This is a genomic window from Mesorhizobium sp. SARCC-RB16n (assembly GCF_008520305.1).
Taxonomy (GTDB): domain Bacteria; phylum Pseudomonadota; class Alphaproteobacteria; order Rhizobiales; family Rhizobiaceae; genus Mesorhizobium.
This window is the reverse complement of sequence record NZ_ML703258.1, coordinates 54,365-76,559: the sequence shown is the minus strand read 5'-3', so window position 1 is coordinate 76,559 and position 22,195 is coordinate 54,365. Positions and strand designations below refer to the sequence as shown.

18 protein-coding genes and 1 pseudogene are annotated in these 22,195 nt (G+C 60.6%); 15 read left to right on the top strand and 4 right to left on the bottom strand.

The window, feature by feature from the left end:
• The first annotated feature begins 235 nt into the window (after positions 1-235).
• The 9 genes from C7I87_RS05830 to C7I87_RS35835 all read left to right on the top strand — a co-directional run bounded on the left by C7I87_RS05830 (position 236) and on the right by C7I87_RS35835 (position 9,495).
• Positions 236-1,909 carry an aromatic/alkene/methane monooxygenase hydroxylase/oxygenase subunit alpha gene (locus C7I87_RS05830; RefSeq protein WP_210250613.1) on the top strand — a complete coding sequence of 558 codons (1,674 nt, stop codon included), beginning with the start codon at positions 236-238 and terminating at the stop codon, positions 1,907-1,909.
• A 52-nt stretch (positions 1,910-1,961) separates the two neighbouring features.
• Entirely contained in the window at positions 1,962-3,023 is a 1,062-nt protein-coding gene (locus C7I87_RS05825) for an NADH:ubiquinone reductase (Na(+)-transporting) subunit F (RefSeq protein ID WP_149903314.1), read from the top strand.
• A gap of 49 nt (positions 3,024-3,072) precedes the next feature.
• Positions 3,073-4,131 (top strand): aromatic/alkene monooxygenase hydroxylase subunit beta, encoded by a 1,059-nt coding sequence (locus C7I87_RS05820; RefSeq protein ID WP_149903313.1) that lies wholly within the window; start codon positions 3,073-3,075, stop codon positions 4,129-4,131.
• A gap of 17 nt (positions 4,132-4,148) precedes the next feature.
• On the top strand, positions 4,149-4,520 hold the full coding sequence (locus tag C7I87_RS05815; protein WP_140745962.1) for an MmoB/DmpM family protein: 372 nt from the start codon (positions 4,149-4,151) through the stop codon (positions 4,518-4,520).
• Positions 4,521-4,592: 72 nt separating this feature from the next.
• Positions 4,593-5,615: an amidohydrolase family protein gene (locus C7I87_RS05810; RefSeq protein WP_149903312.1), complete on the top strand. Its 1,023-nt coding sequence runs from the start codon at positions 4,593-4,595 to the stop codon at positions 5,613-5,615.
• Positions 5,616-5,620: 5 nt separating this feature from the next.
• Positions 5,621-6,418, top strand: coding sequence for an iron-sulfur cluster assembly protein (locus tag C7I87_RS05805; protein WP_149903311.1), 798 nt, complete (start codon positions 5,621-5,623; stop codon positions 6,416-6,418).
• A gap of 77 nt (positions 6,419-6,495) precedes the next feature.
• Positions 6,496-8,127: a molecular chaperone GroEL gene (locus C7I87_RS05800; protein ID WP_149903310.1), complete on the top strand. Its 1,632-nt coding sequence runs from the start codon at positions 6,496-6,498 to the stop codon at positions 8,125-8,127.
• Between the two features lie 38 nt (positions 8,128-8,165).
• Positions 8,166-9,209, top strand: coding sequence for an NAD(P)-dependent alcohol dehydrogenase (locus tag C7I87_RS05795; RefSeq protein WP_149903309.1), 1,044 nt, complete (start codon positions 8,166-8,168; stop codon positions 9,207-9,209).
• Positions 9,210-9,321: 112 nt separating this feature from the next.
• Positions 9,322-9,495, top strand: coding sequence for an aquaporin (locus C7I87_RS35835; protein WP_246696196.1), 174 nt, complete (start codon positions 9,322-9,324; stop codon positions 9,493-9,495).
• A gap of 237 nt (positions 9,496-9,732) precedes the next feature.
• Here C7I87_RS35835 and C7I87_RS05785 read toward each other — a convergent pair whose 3' ends face one another.
• The 3 genes from C7I87_RS05785 to C7I87_RS05775 all read right to left on the bottom strand — a co-directional run bounded on the left by C7I87_RS05785 (position 9,733) and on the right by C7I87_RS05775 (position 12,863).
• A complete protein-coding gene (locus tag C7I87_RS05785; RefSeq protein WP_149903308.1) occupies positions 9,733-11,820 on the bottom strand; it encodes a sigma-54-dependent Fis family transcriptional regulator in 2,088 nt (695 codons plus the stop codon).
• A gap of 91 nt (positions 11,821-11,911) precedes the next feature.
• Positions 11,912-12,385, bottom strand: coding sequence for a hypothetical protein (locus tag C7I87_RS05780; RefSeq protein WP_149903307.1), 474 nt, complete (start codon positions 12,383-12,385; stop codon positions 11,912-11,914).
• Positions 12,386-12,557: 172 nt separating this feature from the next.
• Positions 12,558-12,863 carry a ribbon-helix-helix domain-containing protein gene (locus C7I87_RS05775; RefSeq protein WP_149903306.1) on the bottom strand — a complete coding sequence of 102 codons (306 nt, stop codon included), beginning with the start codon at positions 12,861-12,863 and terminating at the stop codon, positions 12,558-12,560.
• A gap of 237 nt (positions 12,864-13,100) precedes the next feature.
• Here C7I87_RS05775 and C7I87_RS05770 point away from each other — a divergent pair, with 237 nt between their 5' ends.
• Complete coding sequence (locus tag C7I87_RS05770) at positions 13,101-13,496, top strand: VOC family protein (protein ID WP_149903305.1); 396 nt, start codon at positions 13,101-13,103, stop codon at positions 13,494-13,496.
• A 367-nt stretch (positions 13,497-13,863) separates the two neighbouring features.
• On the opposite strand, the pseudogene C7I87_RS05765 reads toward C7I87_RS05770, so the two are convergent.
• Positions 13,864-13,990: pseudogene (locus C7I87_RS05765) on the bottom strand (integrase); the annotation flags it as partial.
• Positions 13,991-14,198: 208 nt separating this feature from the next.
• On the opposite strand from C7I87_RS05765, the gene C7I87_RS05760 reads away from it, so the two are divergent.
• The 5 genes from C7I87_RS05760 to C7I87_RS05740 are packed head-to-tail and all read left to right on the top strand — an operon-like array spanning position 14,199 to position 22,190.
• The gene (locus C7I87_RS05760; RefSeq protein ID WP_149903304.1) at positions 14,199-15,194 is read left to right on the top strand and encodes a glycosyltransferase family 2 protein; all 996 of its coding nucleotides are present in this window, start codon (positions 14,199-14,201) and stop codon (positions 15,192-15,194) included.
• Positions 15,195-15,226: 32 nt separating this feature from the next.
• Positions 15,227-16,369 carry a glycosyltransferase family 2 protein gene (locus C7I87_RS05755; protein ID WP_246696195.1) on the top strand — a complete coding sequence of 381 codons (1,143 nt, stop codon included), beginning with the start codon at positions 15,227-15,229 and terminating at the stop codon, positions 16,367-16,369.
• Positions 16,370-16,375: 6 nt separating this feature from the next.
• Complete coding sequence (locus C7I87_RS05750; RefSeq protein ID WP_149903303.1) at positions 16,376-19,393, top strand: trifunctional glycosyltransferase/class I SAM-dependent methyltransferase/polysaccharide deacetylase; 3,018 nt, start codon at positions 16,376-16,378, stop codon at positions 19,391-19,393.
• Complete coding sequence (locus C7I87_RS05745) at positions 19,390-20,379, top strand: glycosyltransferase family 2 protein (RefSeq protein WP_149903302.1); 990 nt, start codon at positions 19,390-19,392, stop codon at positions 20,377-20,379. Before C7I87_RS05750 ends, C7I87_RS05745 begins: the two co-directional genes overlap by 4 nt.
• Positions 20,376-22,190, top strand: coding sequence for an ABC transporter ATP-binding protein (locus C7I87_RS05740; RefSeq protein ID WP_149903301.1), 1,815 nt, complete (start codon positions 20,376-20,378; stop codon positions 22,188-22,190). Before C7I87_RS05745 ends, C7I87_RS05740 begins: the two co-directional genes overlap by 4 nt.
• The last annotated feature ends 5 nt before the right edge of the window (positions 22,191-22,195 follow it).

The following is a 22,195-nucleotide window of genomic DNA, read 5'->3' as shown; positions in this document are numbered from 1 at the left end:
AGGAAGCAGGGACAGGGACATCCGCTTCGATACGCCATCGCAAAATGCGGTTGGCGTCCGCGGCCCCCTGCCAGACACCTCGAAAACCTTTGCCGCGATCCACTTGAATGGCCGGACCATGAGTCGCGCCTGAATGCGCAACCCTTTGTCGTGCCGTTCGCACTCTCACTGGCGGTGCCGTGCGCCGCTTCATGCCGGGGTCAAGGGACCCGCGGCTCAAACCTGGTGGAGGCTTATGACGATGACGTCTCTGACGCTCAACAAGATCACCTCGCAACGCGGAATCTCCGTGGGCGAAGCAACCAAGAAGATCGCCGACCTCGGCTGGAATCCTTCCTACGTCCAGGAAGCGATGACGTTTCCGACCGACTACAAGATCAACAAGACGCCGCGCGACCCGATGAAGCAGGTCCTGCGGTCCTATTTCCCAATGCAGGAAGAGAAGGACAACCGTGTCTATGGCGCGCTGGATGCAGCGTTGCGCGGCGACATGTTCCGCAATGTGGAACCTCGCTGGGTCGAGTGGATGAAACTCTTCCTGGCCATCATTCCCTTCCCGGAAATCTCCGCCGCGCGCTCGATGGCGATGGTCGCCCGCATCGCGCCCGGCGAGGAACTCAGAACCGGCTTCACCATGCAGATGATCGACGAGTTCCGTCACTCGACGATCCAGATGAACCTGAAGAAATGGTACATGGAGAACTACATCGATCCGGCCGGCTTCGACATCACCGAAGAAGCCTTCGGAAAGTGCTACGCCACCACCATCGGCCGGCAGTTCGCCGAAGGCTTCATCACCGGCGACACCATGACCGCCGCCTGCATGTACCTGACCGTGGTGGCCGAAACCGCTTTCACCAACACCCTGTTCGTCGCCATGCCTTCGGAAGCCGCCCGCAACGGTGACTATGCGCTTCCGACCGTCTTCCTATCGGTGCAATCGGACGAGAGCCGGCATATCGGCAACGGCCACTCCCTGCTGATGGCGGCGCTCAAGGAACCGGAAAACCACCTGCTGCTCGAGCGCGACCTGCGCTACGCCTTCTGGCAGAACCACGCGATCGTCGATGCCGCCATCGGCACCTTCATCGAATACGGCACCACCAACCGCGACAAGAACAAGGAGTCTTACGCGGAAATGTGGCACCGCTGGATCTATGAGGACTACTACCGCACCTACATGCTGCCGCTCGAGAAATACGGCATCAAGGTCCATCACGACGACGTCCAGGCGGCCTGGGAACGCATCACCAAGAAGAACTACGTCCACAAGGTCGCGCAGTTCTTCACTGACGGCTGGCCGTTGAATTTCTGGCGCATCGAGGCCCAGACCGACAAGGACTTCGAGTGGTTCGAGCACAAGTATCCGGGCTGGTATGCAGAATTTGGTGATTTCTGGAAATGGCATGGGAAGCTCAGCCATCCGGGTCAGCAGATCATCACCTTCAACGCGGAAACCGGATATGTCTATCCGCATCGTTGCTGGTCTTGCCTGGTCCCCTGTCTGATCCGCGAGGATATCGTGGTCGACGAGATCGACGGCCAGTTGCACACTTTCGCCCACGAGATCGACCGCTGGACCGCGGTCGAAGCCTTTGCCGACGAATATCAGGGTCGCCCGACACCTGCGATGGGCCGCTTCAGCGGCAAGCGCGAGTGGGAGTCGCTCTATGACGGTTGGGATCTGGCCGACGCGATCGTCGACCTGAATTTCGTGCGATCCGACGGCAAGACCCTGATCCCGCAGCCACATCTGCGCTTCGACGACAAGTCGATGTGGACGCTGGACGATGTGCGCGGCAACGTCATCCGCTCGCCGCTGATGGCGCTGCGTGCGATGTCGCCGCAGGACCGTGAAAAGCACCTCGCCGAGTATCGCGCGGGCTTCACGATCAATCCCTGCAACTGATCAGGCCGAGGGGGCGGGTTCGCCCCGCCCTCTCTTTTCACTGGAGGTCCGTATGTCGGAAACCCACACGGTCAGGCTCAGTCCGGTCGGCGTCGAATTTGACGTCGAGCATGGCGAAACGGTGCTCAACGCCGCCTTCCGCCAAGGCATCGCCCTGCCGCATGGCTGCAAGGAAGGGCAATGCTCGGCCTGCAAAAGCGTGTTGCTCGATGGCGAAGTCGACATGCTGAAATACTCAACCTTCGCACTGAACGACATGGAGAAGGAGAGCGGCCACGTCCTTTTGTGCCGCTGCATCGCCTACTCCGATCTGGAAGTCGAGCTTCTCAACTACGACGAGGAGATTTTGGCGAAAGCCATCGCCGTAAAGACGTTCAAGGGCCGGATTGCTCGGATCGAGCATTTGACCCACGACATTCGCGGCATCGAGATCGAACTCGGCTCCCCGATAAAGTTCTGGGCGGGGCAATATGTCGACATCACGGTTACCACGCAAAAAGGGGAGACGATTACGCGCTCGTTCTCCATGGCAAATACGCCGGACCAAACCGAAAAACTCTGCTTCATCATCAAAAAATACCCTGAGGGAAAATTCTCCGGGGAACTCGATTCCGGAGGCATCAAGGTCGGAGCCGAGGTCACCGTCGTCGGACCCTATGGCACCTGTTTCCGTCGGGAAAAACGGCAAGGACCCCTGATCCTGGTCGGCGCCGGCTCGGGCATGTCGCCGATCTGGTCGATCCTCAACGACCACCTGAAGAGCGGCGAGAAACGTCCGGTCTATTTCTTCTACGGCGCCCGCACCCGCAACGATCTGTTCTATCTCGACAGGATCGCCGAGCTGGTCGGCAATCATTCCGACGTCACCTTCATTCCCGTGCTGTCGCACGCGAACGACGACGCCGAATGGCAAGGCGAGCGTGGCTTCGTGCACCAGAGTGTCGACGCAAAACTCAAGCAACTGGCGGTCGACGGGCAGGGCGATATCCATGCCTGTGGCCCACCGCCGATGATCGATGCGCTGCAGCCGGTCCTGTTCATGAACGGGTTCGAGACGGAGCGGATCTTCTTCGACAAGTTCACCACATCGGCAGGTGCAGCGCCGGCCCATTGAAGGGCTGTCGACGCACAGCCAACCACAACTGCAACAAGGGAGAGAGACTATGCCTGCAACCTCGAGTTCAGTCGGATCCGGAGCCGCCGGCGCGGCGCTCTTCGCCGACTCCGACAGCCGCAAGTACCGGTATTTCGAGCCGAAAGGCCAGCGTGCCACCCACTATGAGGATATGACGGTCGACGTGCAGCCCGATCCCGAGCGTTACCTTATCCAGGACTGGATCATCTCCTTCGCCGACGGCAAGGGCGCCTATGTCAAGCAGAACACTGCCGCGCAGAGCTCCAACTGGCATGCCTTCCGCGCTCCCGATCAGGAATGGGAGCGCACGCACTACCAGCGCCAGTCGAGGATCGAGACGATGGTGCAGAGCGTCATTAACAATGCGCGCAAGTCCGGTGCACCGAAGACCTTCGACAAGGCTTGGGTCAAGATCCTTCAGGCCCAGCTCGGCGCCTGGAAGCATGCCGAATTCGGGCTCGGCACCTCGCTGATGCAGGCGCAGCGTTACGGCTATACCCAAATGATCAACAACGCGACGCTGACCAATTCATCGTACAAGCTGCGGCTTGCTCAGGACATCACGCTCTACCTTGCCGAGATCGGCATGGACTTGCCCGGCTGGGACGACGAACTCGGCAAGAAGACCTGGCTCGAGGACAAGAACTGGCAAGGCACCCGCGAAGCGGTCGAGACCATCATGGGCGCGACCGACTATCTCGAACAGTACTTCGCCATCAACATCGTCTTCGAACCGCTGGTCGGGGAAGTGTTCCGCTCCGGCTTCCTCATGCAGATCGCCGCCGCCAACCACGACTTCATCACGCCTGCGGTGATCTCGGCAGCCGAGGCCGACTACGAGCGCAACCTCGCCAACACGATCGACCTCATGCACTTGCTCGCCAACGACGAGAAACACGGCGCGGCAAACAAGAAGCTCTTCCAGGGCTGGGTCAAGAAGCACGGCGCGCTCGCCGACAAGGCAGCCATCGGCCTGCAGCCGATCTGGTCTATGCCGCATTCCAAGCCAGTCGCGTTCGCCGACGTTCGCGCCAAATCCGAGGAACGGATTGGCCAGATCCTCGGCGAACTCGGCCTCAAGCGCTGAAAAAAGGGGAAATTGTCATGTCACTAGCAGCACGCGACGCAACGCATTCCAACATCTTCAAGGAGATGAAGGACATCACCTTCGAACAGACGATTTCGCACCAGTGCGGCGTCACCATGAACGACTCCGTCGAAGCCAGGGCCATCGCCGAATTCATGGGCAAGAAGCCTGGGGTGACGATCACCTACCAACCGGCGCTGATCCGTATCGACGGTGACGGCAAGCTGATCTTCAAGATGGACGCGATCGGCGAGTATCTCGGCCGCGAGATTTCGGCCGAGACCTTCGAGGTCAACACCTCCACCCACTATGGCCGCATGGTTCGCGTCGACGACAACACCGTGATCCTATTCGGCAACATGGATGAGATGTTCGAATACATCGAATAGCCGCCAAAAATTGGGCGCGCCGCCCTGGTTGCGGCGCGCCGAACCGATCAACGCCATCTCGCGGAGGGAAGAATGTTTAGGACACCGGAAGGCAAGGATATTTTCGTGGTCGACGGCCACACCCATTTCTGGGACGGCAGCCCCGAGAACCAGAAGAACATCCACGGCAAGCAGTTCATCGAGTGCTTCTATGCCTATCATACCGGGCTGAGCCCCAAGGAGCAGCTGTGGGAGAAGTCGAAGTTCGAGAAATACAGTGCCGACGACCTCTATCGCGACCTGTTCATCGACGGTCCCGACGATGTGGCGATCGTCCAGTCGACCTATCTCAAGGACTTCTACAAGAACGGCTTCAACACGATCGAGCGCAACGCCGAGGTGGCCAAGCGCTATCCGGAGCGTTTCATCGTCAACGGCGCCTTCGATCCGCGCGATGGCGAGAAGGCACTTGAGTACATCCACTTCCTCAAGGAGACCTACAACGTCAAGGGCGTGAAGATGTACACGGCCGAGTGGAACGGCGCTTCCAAGGGCTGGAAGCTCACCGATCCCGATGCCTACAAATGCTTCGAACTCTGCGACAAGCTCGGCATCAGGAACATCCACGTACACAAGGGTCCAACCATCCTGCCGCTCTCGAAGGATGCGTTCGACGTCCATGACGTCGATCACGCAGCGACGGATTTCCAGGGCCTCAACTGGATCATCGAGCATTGCGGCCTGCCGCGCCTCGACGATTTCTGCTGGATCGCGACGCAGGAAACCAATGTCTACGGCGGCCTGGCCGTGGCGCTGCCCTTCATCCACGCGCGCCCCCGCTATTTCGGCGAGGTGATCGCCGAACTGCTGTTCTGGCTCGGCCCGGAGAAGATCCTGTTCGGTTCGGACTACGCGATCTGGACGCCGCGCTGGCTGGTCGAGAAATTCTGGGCCTATCAGATCCCGGACGACATCGCCGCGGAACGCGGTGTGCAGCTGACCGACGAGATCAAGGAGAAGATCCTCGGCCTCAACGCCGCGCGCCTCTACAACATCGACATCGAAGCCAAGAAGAAGGCGCTCGCCAGTTCGCACTTCAGCATCGCGGCGGAGTAGGGGCCATGGCAACCGCCAGCGTTTCCAGCAGCCGCGAGAAGGAACTCTGGCGGCGCCTTGGCGAGGTCAACGACCCCGAGCTCGACGAACCGATTACCGAGATGGGCTTCGTCGAGCGGGCCGAGGTGACGAGCGATGGCAGCGTGGAGATAGATTTCCGCCTGCCGACCTATTGGTGCTCACCCAACTTTGCGTTCCTGATGCTAGACGGCGTCCGCAAGGCGCTCGACCAGCTTTCCTGGGCGCCCGCCTATCGCGTCAAGCTGCATGATCACATGTTCGCGGAAGAGGTCAATCGCGGCATGGCCGAAGGCAAGACCTTCGGCGACATCTTTGCCGTGCTTGCCGAGGATCAGGATCTTGGCGCTTTGCGTGAGACCTTCAGGATGAAGGCATTCAAGCGGCGCCAGGAGGCAGTCTTGCGCGGCTTGCGGCAGCACGGTCTGACCGATCGCGAAATCATCGGGATGGACCTGCCGGCATACGACGTCGCGCGGTTCGAACCGGGCGAGGCGGCCAAACAGCAGCCGCGGTACCGGGCGGCTCTGCTCGAGCGTTTTCCCGACCGCCGGGCCGACGCCCCTGTGTTCGTGACCTGGGAAGGGCAGAAAATCCCGCCGAGCGCACTCAATGCCCACCTCGCCGAGCTGCGCGGTGTGCGCATCAACATGGAGTTCAACGGCGCGCTATGCCGGGGGCTCAAGCAGACCCGATACAAGGAACTGGATGTGATCGACGGCGAACCGACGCTGGTCGATTTCATCATGGATCGCGTGCCGGCCGGGACCGCACCGGCCGCCTGACTCAGAACTGACAGCAACGGCCTCCCTCGCACGAGGCCCCTAACCAACAACCCGCCCGTAAGGCGGAAGGAGGAATCATGCCCAAGATAATGCTTCACAATTCCGAGGCCCGCCGGGCTCTCGCCCGTGGCGTCTTTCGGCTTGCAGCCGCCGTCGAGCCGACGCTCGGCCCCAAAGGCATGAACGCCATGATCGACCGGCCGATCGGCACGCCGATGGTGACCCGCGACGGCGTCAGCATTGCCTCCGAGATCGAGCTGCACGATCGTTTCGAAAACATGGGTGCGCAGGTCGTCCGCGAAGTGTCGATGCAGACCAACGAGGTCGCCGGCGACGGGACCACGACTGCCATCGTGCTCGCCAACGCGCTCATCCAGGGTGGCATCGAGGCGAATGAGCGAGGCGCCAAATCGGTCGATCTGTGCAAGGGCATCGATCTTGCGGTGGCCGCGGTGGTGGCCGCCCTCAAGGCTTCGGCCAAGCCGGCAAAGGGCAACGGCATCCTGGCTTCGGTCGCTAACATCGCGGCGACCAACACCAAGCTTGGCGCACTGGTGGCGGAAGCCCATCAGCGCGTCGGAGCCGAAGGCGTCATCACCACCGACTTCAGCGTCACCACCGAGACCACGCTAGACGTTGTCGAGGGCATGTCCTTCGAACGCGGCTATCTCTCTCACCACATGGTGACCGACCCGGAGAAGATGGAGGCTGTTCTCGAGCGCCCCTACATCCTGATGACCGATCTCAAGATCAAGGAACCCGAGGCGCTCGATGCGGCGCGCCGCATTGCCGACGAGGACGGTCGACCGCTGCTGATCGTGTCCGAGGAAATGTCGCCGGAAGTGGTGGTGACACTGCTCGGCAAGCAGGGGCCTGGAAAATACCTCGTTGTCCATCCGCCGGAATACGGCCATTGGCGCAAGGCGATGATGGAGGACCTGGCCATCATCACCGGGGGCAAGGTGATCGCTCGCGACCTCGGCGGTCGGTTGGAGGACATCACCGCCGACGATCTCGGAACGGCTGATCGGGTGAAGACCAGTTCGTCCTACACCTCGATTATTCGGGGCGGCGGCGACCATGCCGCAATCGCATCGCGCCGCGCCCAGGTGCAGCGGCAGTATGAAGCCTCGCCGCCGAACATCGACCAGGACAAGCTGCGCGAACGTCTGGCCAAGCTCTCTGGCGGCACCGCGATCCTTTATGCCGGCGGTGTCACGCCGGTCGAGCAGAAGCGAACCATTCAGCTCATCGAGGATTCGCTCAATGCGGTGCGCGCCGCGTCCGAGGAGGGCGTGGTCGCCGGCGGCGGCTCGGCGCTTGCCCAGATCGCACCGCTGCTCGACAAGGTGGCGGCCGATGTCGGCGGCGACGTCGCCGAAGGCGTGCGCCTGGTGCGGTCGGTGCTGTCGCGGCCGCTCTGGCGCATAGCCGTCAATGCCGGTGCCGATCCCGAAGCGGTCGTGGCGGAAGTCACGCGCATCAACGGCGGCTACGGCTACAACGCGTCTGCCGGCAGCTACCAGAACATGTTCGAGGCGGGGATCATCGATCCGGTGCGCGTCACCTACACAGCACTCGCCAACGCAGCTTCGGTGGCGACGCTGATCCTGACCACCGAAACGCTGATCGGCCATCTCGCCGAGGACGAGGACCCGACAGCCGGCCCAGCTCGCGGCGGCGGCTCTGAAAAGCTCGGCCGCGCCTGAAGCAATCCGAACATTCTCGACGTCGAAAGGATACGACGATGAAAGCTGCCAGACTCTACGAATACGACCCGAAGATGAACGTCCAGCTCAAGATCGAGGAGGTCAAGGCGCCGACGATCACTTCCCCCGATGAGGTTATCGTGCGGGTCGGTGCCGCCGGCCTCTGCCGCACCGACCTGCACATCATCGAGGGTGTGTGGAAACCAACCATGGATCCCGAAGGCACCCTCTTGCCTTACATCATGGGCCACGAGAATGCCGGTTGGGTCGAGGAGGTCGGCAGCGGCGTCAGGTCGGTCAAGCGTGGTGACGCCGTGATCTGCCATCCCTTCCGCTCGTGCGGCATCTGCCTCAACTGCCGACACGGCGAGGACATGTACTGCGACAATGGCCAGTTCCCCGGCCTTGGCATGAACGGCGGTTTCGCCGAGTACTTCATCACCAGCGAGCGCTCGCTGATCAAGCTGAACGCCAATGTCACGCCGATCGAAGTGGCGCCGTTGGCCGACGCCGGCATCACCGCCTATCGGGCAGCCAAACGAGCGGCGAAGCTTTTGCGGCCGGGCAGCTATTGCGTCCTGCTCGGCATCGGTGGGCTCGGGCACATTGCGCTGCAATCTCTGCATGCGATTTCAGGCTGCCGCATCATTGCCGTCGACCGAGAGCCGGCGGCGCGCGTGCTGGCCAAGGATCTGGGCGCCGACTTCGTCCTCGATGGCGGACCAAATGTCGTCGAGGAGGTCAGCCAGATCACCGGCGGCGGGGCCCATGTGGTCATCGACTTCGTCGGCGAGCTCGGCGTCGAGAACATCTGCTGGAAGATGGTGCGCAAGGGCGGGCAACTGTTCGTCGTCGGCTATGGCGGCAATATCAACGTGCCGACCGCGCATCTCGTCATCGAGGAGATCAACATCGGCGGCAGCTTGGTCGGCAATTTCACCGAGCTTGTCGAACTGATGGAACTCAACGCCGACGGCAAGGTGAAGATGCACTACACCGAATACAACCTCGCCAGCATCAACACCGCGCTCGACGATTTCAAGAACCGGCGATTCACCGGCCGCGGCGTCATCGTGCCTTGAAACATTGAACCGGACTTCGCGCGAGCATGTGCGGTGTCCGGTTCACACCATCATCCAGAGGGAGAGAAAAATATGAACAAAATACGTCTGTGAATTCATCGGAACCTTCGGGTTGGTCTTCTTCGGCTGCGCGACGGTTCTGTTCATGCGCTCCGAGGTCGGTCAACTCGGCGTGGCCATGGCATTCGGCCTTTCGGTGGTGGCGATGGCCTATTCGATCGGACCAATTTCAGGCGCCCATCTCAGTCCGGCGGTAAGCCTCGGCTCTTCGTCGCCGGCAGACTGAAATCCAATGATTTCATCGGCTATGTGGTTGCGCAATGCGCGGGGGTGATCGTTGCATCGGCGGTGCTCTACCTAATCAAGGCAAAGGCGGCGGCTACGACGTGGCGGCCAACGGCTTCACCCAGAATGGCTGGTCGGCCTATGCTTGGCGACCGCTGCTTGCGGGCAACTCAGTCGCCGAACATTCCCCAGCCCGTGGCGCGAATGCCGCGGGTTTTTTGCCGGTGGCAGGCCTGATCTAGAGAAAGCCCCGCCGAATGCCGTATTGGCCGAGCTTGCGATAGAGCGTCGGTCGCGAGATACCGAGCCTGACGGCGACCTTGCTGAGATTGCCGCTCTCTGCCGCCAGCGCGTTCTTGATCGCCTGGCGTTCCGCATCCTCGAAAGTGTACACTGGTGCTTCGAGCATGGCTGCGGGATGATCGCTGTGCATGGCGATGTCGTTGCGATTGCCCGCATTGATCTCCTCGGGAAGGTCCTGGAGCTCGATAGAGCTGCCGCGCGCCAGGATGTGCAGGCGCTCCACTAGGTTCTTCAGTTCGCGCACATTGCCCGGCCATCGATAGGCGAGCAGCGCGTCCAATGCGTCGTTTGAAAATTCCAGGGGATCATTGCCTGCCAGCGCAGCGATCCGGCGATTGAAATGCTCGATCAGCAACAGCACGTCGTCGCCGCGCTCACGCAAGGCCGGGACTTGAATCGAGACGGCGCCGATGCGGTAGTAGAGGTCACTACGGAAGCGTCCGGCCGCCACTTCCTGCTTGAGGTCGCGGTTGGTCGAGGCAACCAGTCGCACGTCCACCGGCCGGCCCCTTGAGTCGCCGATGCGGTGGACCACACGCTCTTCCAGGACGCGCAATAGGAATGGCTGAATCTCCAGCGGCAACTCGCCGATTTCGTCTAGACTGAGCACTCCGCCATTGGCCATTTCGAAGACGCCCGGCTTGCCCTCACGCGAGGCTCCGGTGAAGGCTCCGGCCACATGGCCGAACAATTCGCTGCCAAACAATTCCTTGGTTATCGCCCCACAATTGATTGCGACGAACGGATCGTTTTCGGTGCGCCGGCTGCCGGCATGGACAAGCCGCGCGAACAGCTCTTTTCCAACGCCGGTTTCACCCTCTATGAGCAGTGACGTGACGCCGTTCGACCGCGCCACGCGGGAGGCCACATCGACGGCGGCGAGCAGCTTCTCGCTTTCACCGACGATCATCTCCGCGGCTGTCTGCAGGTGCTTGTTCACCTCTCGGCTTATTGTCATCGCGCTGGAGACGATCGGCACGGAGGGGAACACCAGAGCTGCGCCGCGAAGGTCGCCGTCGAGCTTCAGCGGCGTAACGTGGCAGGATCGCAGATGCGCCGGCAGCGCCTTGGCGAGATCGGCGTCGGAGCCGGACGCCGGCAGGTTCATGAGCCAACGACCGCGGCCCGGTTCCATCGGGCCGTCCATCATATCCGTCGTGTCGCCGTTGGGCACATTGTTGCAGAAGATCGCCCGGCCACGGTGATCGACGATCACCAGCCCGTCCTTCCGGCGGTAGCTGGGAGCCGAGGAAATGAAGGCTTCGAGCAGGCGCGTGCGCTGCTCCTGCTGCTGTTCGGCCAATGCCTTTTCGATCTGCCGGGCGGTAGCGGCGACGAGCGCGGTGTTGTGCGGCCGGAAGATCGGCGAATAGCCTGAGAGGTCGACGACCCCGATGATCTTGCCGTCGAGCGGGTCGCGGATCGGCGCGCCAGCGCAGGTCCAGGATTTGATGCCGGCGCAGAAATGCTCTGCCGCGTGGACGAAAGTCGGCTCACCGGTCCACAGCGCCGTGCCGATGCCGTTGGTGCCGACGGCGTCCTCGTTCCATTTGCCGCCGATGCCCAGATGGATATCCATGCCGTCGTGCAGGGTCTTCTTGTCGCCGATGGCGTCGATCAGCACGCCGTCACTGTCGGCAAGCACCAGCATCGCGCCTGTCCCTTGCAACAACTGGCCAAGGGAGGCGAACGACCGCCGAGCCGCCGAAAGCAGTTCCGCATTGGCCCGGGTCAGATATTCGATCTCATCGCGATCACTGCTCAGCGGCGCTTCAATCCCCTGGGCGTTGATGCCGCCGGTGACGCTGCGATACCAGGAATCGTGAATGAGGGAGCGGACGTGGCTTGGGTGGACTGGGTCACGGGCACATTTGGGTTCGTCAGCCAGAAAATCTTCCCAGGCGCGCATAGTGGCGCGCTCGTCATAGTCGATGTTGCCCAGAACAATTTGCCCGGCGGCCAGCGACGCACGCGCCGGAAGAGTATCGATCTTCATCTGATTGGGGCCTATCTCGCGTTTCATTCAGTCATCACAGAACCTTTTGGGGTATGCTGTCGGGTTCGTAAGCTGACGCGGATTGGACGCGCACAAGCACGCCCGGGCGTCTGCCTCATCAGTCGATGCCGAGTTTCGCGCCGATATCGACGGCAAGCTGTTCTTCGGTATAGGTGGCGGCGAGGCGGGATCCGTCCAACTCAGCAAGTGCTTCGGCGACCGTTTCGTCGACCGGCGAGAAGAAGCCATTCTGCTTCGTGGCCAGCACGAAGATCTGGTCTCCGCCTCGGTTGCGGATATCGCCGATGTGATGAAGTTGGCGGCCCGTGTTCTGATCCTTCGAGATCACGCGGCCGTTGATGGTGACCTGGATGGACGGCTTGGCTTCGGCCACAGGCGCGGCACTGCCGGCAACATGGATGATCAGGCCTTCCGCCTTCGGTTGCTGGCGCGGCTTCCTGGAAGCCGAATAGCCGCCGCCGCTGATCTGGTCGGCAAGGCGAACGATGGTCGAGCGGTTTTGCTCAATCAGTCTCTTGACTTGTACGTCCTCGCGCCGCGGGCCATCCCGCTTGGAGATAATTTCAACCATGAATCCTCCCAGATTCGCTTGGCGTCGCCGTTAGTACGGCTTGTTCCTCTTTTGAGGTGAACTCTACACCGCCTCGGCGAAGTTCGCCATTCCTATCCCATAGCGCCAAAATTCGGGTGGTCGGTAGCAGGCGGCTGCTACACGGGATCGGGCGTTTTGAGTCATGCCCGTGTCAGGCTGCCTTGTTCGTCAATTCCGAGCGGTCGCTGTCAAGTGGTTGCCTGTTGCGCAGGTAGAGTGCGCACGTGGTGCGCAGCATAGAGGCAAAGTTCGGGATATGGCCGTTGATCTCCAGCGCTTCATCGTAAAGCGTCGAGAGGAATTTCGGCGCCGTCATCCCCTGTCCATGGGCGATCTCGTCCAACAGGGTCCAAAAAGTGGCCTCGAGCTGGATGCTCGTCGAATGGCCACCTATTCGAACTGAGCGATTGATTAGGCGATACCCTTCCGGATCCTGCCCGGCAAAGACCTTACACATGCGAAGACCTCCCGTTTGATGTTGGTCTGGGCGAAGCGGGGTTTCTGAGCCCATACGCCGATATGATACCAACCCGAAGCGCATTTTCCGCTCAATTTGCAGTGACTACAATCGGACCTTGGTGCGTGAACCAGCCTCACGCCAATTTCCTAACGTGGTAACCGGCTGCCACCCCTTTTGCCACCAATGGGCCATCGTCGGCGGCATCCGAGACCACCCGGCAGACTGGAGGTTCCTTTGGCGAAAGCAATTCATTCGATGATCCGGGTGGTGGACGAGAACCTGTCGGTCAGTTTCTACAAAGGCGCATTCGGACTCGATGTTGCGGACCGATTGGATTTCGACACATTCACACTGGTCTATCTGCGCAATGCGGAAGCCGATTTCGAGCTTGAACTGACGATCAACAAGGGCAGGGGAGAGCCTTACGCGCTTGGCGACGGCTATGGCCACTTGGCCCTTTGCGTTGACGATCTCTACGCAGAATACAAGCGCCTAGCGGCCGCAGGTTTCAATCCGCGAAAAATTGTCGAGTTCAACCGCGAAGGCGCGCTGCTTGCGCGGTTCTTTTTCGTGGCCGACCCCGACGGCTACCAGATCGAGGTGCTGCAGCGCCACGGACGCTACAAATAGGGCGTTACGCGCCTCTGTAGCGGGTGGACGAGCAAACGTTTGATGTGCATCCCTCCCGAACTTGCGTCAGTTCTTCTGTCGTCGCGCCGCCGTCGATATCCCAACGGCATGCCTGTTTGTTGTGATAAATTTCCTGATATATCAGGAATTTGATAGCTAAGCGATTGAAATAGCGTACTAATCACATTTTGAATTTGGCCAATTTCGCTACTTTTCACGAAATCTCCCTGTTTTTCGCCGTCTAGCAGGGAATTTGCCGGAGACAGGTTCGCTTCAGACTGTATCCACCACCATTATTGTTATTTATCAGTATCTTACGGATAATTTCGTCAAAAGGTTCGCCAAGCAGCGGCTTGCGGCTCACTGGCCTTACGACCCGATCCATACCCCTATACCGCCGGACGAACCCAAGATGCCTCGCGTGAATAGAGTTCCGCGTGTTCAATGTCATCGTGACCCGGCACATCCATAAGTTGCCTGGTTGAGGCCCCTGCCTGGCGAGACAACGCCAAGCGACTTTTAGAACGGCCTTCGCGACAGGTCGGCCCCGGCGGTCAGAGCCTGCTGGTTGACTGGCTTATTAAGGAGAAGCTAATGGAATAGCGGTTTTGCCGCGAATTCGCCCCGATCTTTGAAGAGAGCGGTACCGACGACTATGCCCGCATAACTTTTATCAACCCTTGCGGAGAAAACGAAGTCCCGATGATCTCGGACAAAGCCACAGTAGGCGTCGTGGTACCGATGTTCAATGCCGAGCGAACCATTCGCTCTACCCTGACCAGTATCTGCCGGCAGAGCTACCAGACATTGGATATTATCGTGGTCGACGATGGATCGACGGACGGGTCCGCAGCGATCGTGGCCTCCTGCGCCGAGAAAGATCGGCGCATACGCCTCGTAGGGCAGTCAAATGGCGGCGTTGCGCACGCTCGCAATAGGGGTGCCGCTTCTACCGACGCAGAGTTTCTGGCGTTTGTCGACGCCGATGATCTTTGGGCTCCATCCAAAATCGCACTTCAGTTGCGCGCGTTGAGGAACGGTGGCTCTTCAATTGGCCTGGCATATTGTTGGTTTGCGCATATCGACGAGGACGACCGGGTATTCTCGCTGCACAATCAACCCGATGCCCAAGGTCACGTTCTCCAGCGCATGTGCAGACAAAATTTTGTCGGTAACGGAAGTTCGATGCTTGTCCGTCGCTCCGCGTTCGAGCGAGCGGGACAATTCGATCCGTCGCTGCGGGCCAGGAGCGCACAAGGCTGCGAGGATCTTCTGATGTGTCTGCGAATAGCGGAAAGTTACGAGTTCCGCGTCGTGCCTCAGTACCTCGTGGGTTACCGGATGACGAGCATCAACATGTCGAGCGATGTCATGCAGATGCTTCGTTCCTGTGAAATTGTCCTTGCCGAGTTTCGTGGAAAATATCCGCAATTCGAGAGCGATCTCGATGCCCATCTGGTCGACATGATCCAGTGGCTTGCCACAAGAGCTTTGATCGAGGGGCGGTTTCACGCGGCCGGCAGCCTGTTGAAGACGTCAGTCACCCTGGATCCGCGCACGACGATTTCGCGTTTGCCCGACATGGTAAACTTATACTGCCGGGCCAGGCTGGTTCCTCGCTGGATCAAGGTTGGCATGAAACGGATGCTAAACAGAGACGCCGAGTTTCGGCCTCTTTATGGCGAAATTAGCTGGTGAAGATGTCATCCATCCCAGACGGGCACGCAAATATGCTGGAAGCAGAACTACGCAAGATGTTTGGCGTGGACGGCTGCGCGGGTGTCCGCCATGTGGATTTGGACATCCAAGATGCTCCCCAAGGCTGCGACGACGGCATGATCGTCTTGTGGCGCGGTGGACTGCCGGTCGGGCATTTGCTCAGGGCGAGCGACGGGGAGTGCCGCATTACCCCAATTGCGACCGCTCAAGACGCAAGCCTCACTGCACCGGTTCTGGATCTGCCTAGCGCCAGCGTGGTCATCTGCACACGCGACAGGCCGAACGAATTACGGCGCTGCCTCGCCTCGCTTCCTCGGCAAACCTTCCTTCCTGAAGAGGTCATTGTGGTCGACAACGCGTCGAGAGGCAGCGAAACGCGCGAGGTAGCGCTCGCTGCCGGCGCCATCTATGTGCGTGAGGATCGACCTGGCTTGGATATAGCCCGCAATCGGGGAGCTTTGCGTGCTTCCTCGGAGATCGTTGCATACACTGATGATGACGTTCTGCTTCATCCGCAATGGCTTGAGCGGCTGGTCACAGCATTTGACAGCCCCTCGATCGGCGCGGTGACGGGTCTCGTGTTGCCCGCCGAGATTGCCACCGAAGCGCAGCGCTATTTCGAGACATTCTGGAGTTTCGGGCAGGGCTATACATCTCAGATTTTCCGCGCGGCCGATTTTGCCGCCAGCAGGCACGAGGTGTTCCCTGCCTGGAAAGTCGGGGCCGGCGCCAGCATGGCGTTCCGGCGCGACGTGTTTGACCGCGCCGGGTTGTTTGACGAGCGCCTCGACGTCGGTCAGGCAGGATGTTCGGGTGATTCCGAATATTGGTATCGGCTGCTCGCCAATGGATATGACTGCCGTTACCAGCCCACCTCCGTCGCGTTCCATTTCCACAGGCGGACGATGGAAGGCTTGGCCAAGCAAATCTACTTCTACATGCGCGGTCACGCAGCCGCGTTGCTCGTCCAGTACGAACGAACTGGCGTCAAGGCGAATTTGAGGCAGGTTCTCAAATGGAAGCCACTTTGGTACCTTGGCAGGGTTCGCAGAAGGTTGCTTGGACGCAGGGTCCCTGAGGATCATTTCCTTTGGCAGGAAATCGCCGGCTATGCTTCGGGAATCCTGTTCTACCTCCGAACCAGGCGCGGGTAAGACGGCGTGGCGCATAATCCCTTGGTCTCAGTCGTGATACCTGCGCGGAACGCCGAAGTCACGCTGGCACAAGCGCTCGATTGCCTCCTCGGTCAGGGCATCGCTGATTGGGAGGCGATCATCGTCGACGATGGCTCGACGGATAATACCGCCGAAATCATCGCCGGTTATGTTGAGCGCGATGCCCGATTTCGGACCGCGAACTCTTGCGCCCATAGCGCCGCGGGGGCGCGCAATAAAGGGATTTCGATGGCGCGCGGCCGCTGGCTGATGTTCCTGGATGCGGACGATTGGGTGGATGCCGATTTCCTCGCAAAGATGCTGGCAGCACTGGAGGCCGCGCCTGATGCCGTGGCTGGCTATTGCGGTTCTCGGCGCGTGATGCCCGATGGCGTACTGACCCCGTCGAGCATCGCGGCCGAGGTTGCGAATGAACCCTTCGAGACATTCGCGCGCCGATGTGCCATCCGCACTCACGCGCTGCTGATCGATCGGGCGACAATTGTCGAGTTGGGCGGCTTCGATGTGTCGCTGCACACCTGCGAGGACTGGGATTTGTGGCAGCGCGTCGCACGTCAAGGCAAACGTTGGGTGATGATCGACGAGCCGCTCGCTTTTTATCGGGCAAGCCCCAACTCGCTCACCCGCAATTCGAGGCAGATGCTGGCAGACGCGCAAATCGTTATCGCCCGCGGCTTTTCTGCCGACCCCAGGGTCAAGCATCCAGCGTCGGCGCATGCCAATGGGGCGACCTCGGCGGACGGCCGCACCGCTTCCGAAGCACTGGCGTGGTTCGCGCTGTGGATCGCGGCAGCTGATTGCGGCAGCGGCGGTGGCTCGATCAACCCGCAGACCCTGCGTGCGCTCCCGGCCAGATATGATTGGGCGCGTGAGATCGCCAAGGTGGTTTTCGACGGCCTGGTGGTGGGAAGTTTATCGGCGCCGGAGCAATTGGCTTCCAAGTGGAACAGGTTCGGCGGCCCCTTGAGCGGGCTGATCATCGAACTCGGCCAAATCTGGGGCGATCCCGTGGCGGGTCGCCGCGTACAATATCACCTAGAGCAAATGCTCCTCGACTTCGACGATCTTGCCGCGCCGCGTCCGCTGGCGCTGACGCTCGGCATTCGCATCGATGCTCGGAATCCAACCTCGACCGAATTGCCGGAAGGGATCGATCAAATCTACGCCTACCTGATGATCGACGGCAAGATCGAGGCTCTGGTGCAGTTCGGTGTGCTCGGCAGAGTGACAAGGCGTCATTGGATTGAACTGATTCTGAATTTCGTGCCTCCTCAGGAGGTTATACGCGGCCTTTCCGGCTATCAGCGCATGGCGTTTCGCTTCTGGAAGGGAGCCGCGCGGCTGGCGCGCCGATCGCCTGTACCAGATCTGCAACAGAACGCTGGAGCCGACAAGGCGGATATGTTTGCAGCAGAGGCATTGCTGTCGGCGGCGGGACGCCGGTCTGGTCCGGGCAGCCACTACGGCAGACTGGCGCGGTTGGCAGCGGAAGCTCAAGGGCTGGTGCGTTCGAGTGCCGAGCCAATGGAACCTCTTGCGCCGCCGCGCCTTGTCCGGGCCGAAGATAGGCGCGACAATGATCGCGCGTCGTTCTGGGATCGCTATTTCGCGACCGAGGATCCCTGGAACTACGGTTCGGCCTATGAGCAGGAAAAATACGAGCGGCAGCTCGAAATTCTGCCGGCCGGTCCCATAGGACGGGCGCTTGAACTGGCCTGTGCGGAGGGCCACTTCACGCGGCAACTGGCGCCGCTGGTGGGCCATCTGACCGCAACCGACATTTCCGCCGTAGCCATCGAACGCGCGCGCGCGCGCTGCTCGGACCAGCCGAATGTCGAGTTCGGCGTGCTGGATTTCTCCGCGGATATCCTGCCGGGTGGGATGGACCTGATCATTTGCTCGGAGGTGCTCTATTTCCTGGACGATCTCGCCGAATTGCGACACCTCGCCACAAAACTCGTCGGGGCGTTGGCGCCTGGCGGCAGTTTTGTCAGCGCACACGCATTCGTGCTTCGTGACAATTTGGAACGGACGGGCTTCGATTGGGACAACAAATTCGGTGCACAAGTTATCTCGGAGACGCTGGCAGCGACGGAAGGCCTCATCCTCGAGCGATCGATCCAGACCGACCTCTACCGCATCGACCGCTTCCGCCGCGTGTCACCTGAAGAAGTGATGACGGAACCGACGATCGATCATGTCCCAATCCGCGCGCCGATCGAAATGGAGGTCGCGCGAAATATCGTCTGGGGCGGGGCGCGGGCGTTGCGCCGCGAGGTCGCGCGCAGCGAGCGGCGGCAACGCATCCCTGTTCTCATGTATCACAGCATCTCCGATGAAGGTCCGGCCGCGCTCGCCCGTTATCGGTTGACGCCCGCCGCGTTTGCCGAGCAGATGGCATGGCTGCGCGCCAATGGCTTTCACACGATCATTTCCGATCAGCTGGAATGGTTCGTCGCCAACCGTCACCCTTTCGTTGGGCGCCCGGTGCTCATTACCTTCGATGACGGTTTTCAGAACTTTGCCGACCAAACCTGGCCGATCCTGCGAGCGAACGACTTGACCGCGGAGGTGTTCCTGGTGACGGACCTGGTGGGGGAAAGCGCGCGGTGGGATGCCGACCTTGGTCCACCGACGCCGCTCATGGACGCCGGAACGGTGCGTCGCCTCGCCACCGAAGGTGTGTTCTTCGGAAGCCATCTGGCGACGCATCGCGCGATCGACGGTCTTTCGAGCTCCGAGCTGGCCGCCGAGTTGTTACGCTCACGGATGTTCATCGAGCGGTGGACCGGCCGGCCGACGATGGCGTTAGCGGCACCTTTCTCGGTCACCGACCGACGGCTTGGCCGGCTGGCCAAGCAGTGCGGCTATCGAATCGGCTTTGGCGGCAGACATGGGCCGGCGGACCTCGATTGCGATCCGATCGACCTTCCCCGCATCGAGATTCGCGGCGATCGTTCGCTCGATGACTTTGTTGCCATTGTAGAGGCCGTCCTTGAATGAACGGCGAACCGGTCAGCGTCATTATCCCCGCTTACAACGCGCAAGATACGATCGACGAGACGCTCCGCAGCGTTCGCTCGCAGTCCTACAAAGCGCTTGAGATTATCGTTGTCGACGATGGCTCGCGCGACCAGACTGTTGCCATCGCCCGAGGTCACATGGAGATCGACCCGCGCGTGCGGCTTATCGAGCAGGCAAACGCCGGCGTGGCCGCTGCTCGCAACAGGGGATGGCAAGCGGCGCGATCTGATCTGATCGCATTTGTCGACGCCGACGATCTCTGGGCGCCGACCAAGATCGAGCGTCAGATGGCTGTGTTCGATCGGACAGACGAGAAAGTTGGGCTCGTCTACTGCTGGTATCTGGTGGTCGATGCCCAGGGTACGGTAACCGATGATCAGCATCGGCCAAACTGGCGGGGCGATGTGCTTGAACGCCTCTTCCACGGCAATTTCGTTGGTAACGGCAGCGCCGCCCTGGTACGCCGGCAGGCACTGATAGACGCCGGCGGTTTCGAGAGCGGGCTGCGCGAGGCGGGTGCGCAGGGTTGTGAAGACATCCTCTTCTATTGTCGCGTCGCCGAATGGTACCACTTCGAAGTCGTCGAAGAGCCGCTGGTCGGGTATCGCTATCTGCCGGGAAATATGTCGAGCAACATGACTCGCATGCTGCGATCCTGGATGCTTGTGGTGGACGAAATGCTCGGCCGCCACCCCGATGCAGCACCTACGCTGCGTGAGGGCCTGCATTTCTATTCGGCCTGGCTCTTGGAGCGAACGTTGCGCCAGAGGCAACCGCGCTATGTGCTTCCGATCCTGTCACTCTTGCTCCGCCATCATCCGGCGATTGCCATGCGGATAATAGCCTTCGATTTGCCGCGGATCAGCGCTCAGTTGGCCAAGCGCGTCGCGATGAGGCTGGTGCGCGGTCGGCGACCGATCCGCCCGCAGGTGACCGCGCGCTTCCCGACCGGGGAACTGAAATGAGCGACGCCAAAGACGCCATACGCCGCGGTGCAGTCCGTGCTTCGTTGCGCGATCTTTCACACCTGCTTCGCATCGTTGGAAAGCCGCGCTGGGCGACCCCCGTGCTGCTCGCGCTTGGCTTTCTGTCGTCCTTGGCCGAGACGCTCGGCATCACTCTGATCCTGCTGTTCCTCTATTTGGTGTCCAACCGGATCACGGAGGCAGGAGGTGGCCTTCAAGGTCGGGCGCTGGGCCTGGCAGTCGCCTGGTTCGGTAGTCCTACCCGGCTCGCCTTCGCGATCCTGCTGCTCATCCTCGCACGTGGAGCACTAGCGCTGGTATATTCGTTGATAAGCTCCAGCATTGGCGAACGGATCAGCGAACGCGTACGAAACCTCGTTCACCAACAATATCTCAGAGTCGCTTTCGGAACCATCCAGCAGCACGAGCAGTCGCAACTCATGGAGGTGCTCGGGACCGAATCGTGGCTGGTCGCGCAAGCTTATGGCGCTGTCACCCGGCTCATCATAAATAGCTGCTCGATCTTCGTGTTCGCCGTCTTCCTGCTCACGATCTCCTGGAAGATCCTGCTGATCGCAGCCTTCGGCTCAATTGCGATCTCCGCGATCTTGCGCATCTTTTCGCGGCCTGCGCGTGACCTTGGGCATCAGGTGAAGAAGATCCATCAATCGCTCGGCGAGCACATGCTCATGACGCTCCAGGCGTTGCGCACCATCCGCGCCTACGGACAGGAGGCGCTTCATCAGCGCCGCTTCGTGCAATCGTCGGCGGCCGCGCGCGACGCTTCGTTGTCCATGATCCGCCTTTCGTCATGGATCGGGCCAACCACCGAGATCGGCTATCTGGGAATGTTGGGCTCCATCGTTCTGGTCTCGGGGTGGTGGCACATCAGCTTCGAGGTGACGCTGGCCGCGGTCGCGCTGCTGTATCGATTGCAACCGCATACCCAGGAGTTCGAAAGCAACCTGCTGTTTCTGGCGCAGATGCAGCCGCAACTGCGCTCGGTCCTGGAGATGATCCAGTCCGAAGACAAGGAATATCCATCGCAGGGAACAATTGCGCTCACGAATTTGAAGGGGAGTATCGTCTTCGAGCGCGTAACCTTTGGATATGATCCAAAGGCACCGGTGCTCACGGACCTGTCGCTCGAGATTCCAGCCGGAGTAACCACTGCGCTGATCGGCGCAAGTGGCGCTGGCAAGACCACGATCGTGAATCTCCTCCTGCGGCTATACGAACCGACCTCCGGCGACATCAAGATTGACGGTACCCGGCTCCAGGATATCAGGCGGGACGATTGGCTTTCCAAGATCGCCGTGACGGGGCAGGACGTCGACCTCGTCGAGGGCACGGTGACGGAGAACATCCGAATGGCCAAAGCCGATGCGACCGAAGAAGAGATCCTTGCCGCCGCCCGCAGTGCAGGTGTCGCGGCATTCGTCGAGGACCTTCCCGACGGTTACGACACCTGGATCGGACAGGAAGGACTGCGATTTTCCGGTGGCCAGCGGCAGCGCATTGGCCTCGCGCGAGCTGTATTGCGCGATCCGGACTTCCTGATCCTGGATGAGGCGATGAACGCACTCGATACCGCGCTCGAGGACCAAGTGCGGCGTGCGATTGATAGAAAGCTTGGCAACAGGACCATCTTGTTGATCACGCACCGCATTGAAACGGCGCGTGACGCGGCAAATGTGATTTGGATAGAGGACGGCAGAGTCAACAGCCAAGGGCCCGCCTCTCTCGTCGTTCCTCAATATCAACGTCGCCAGCACGAAATCGTATGTGCCTCCGAGGCTGAGGGTAAGTGATCCCT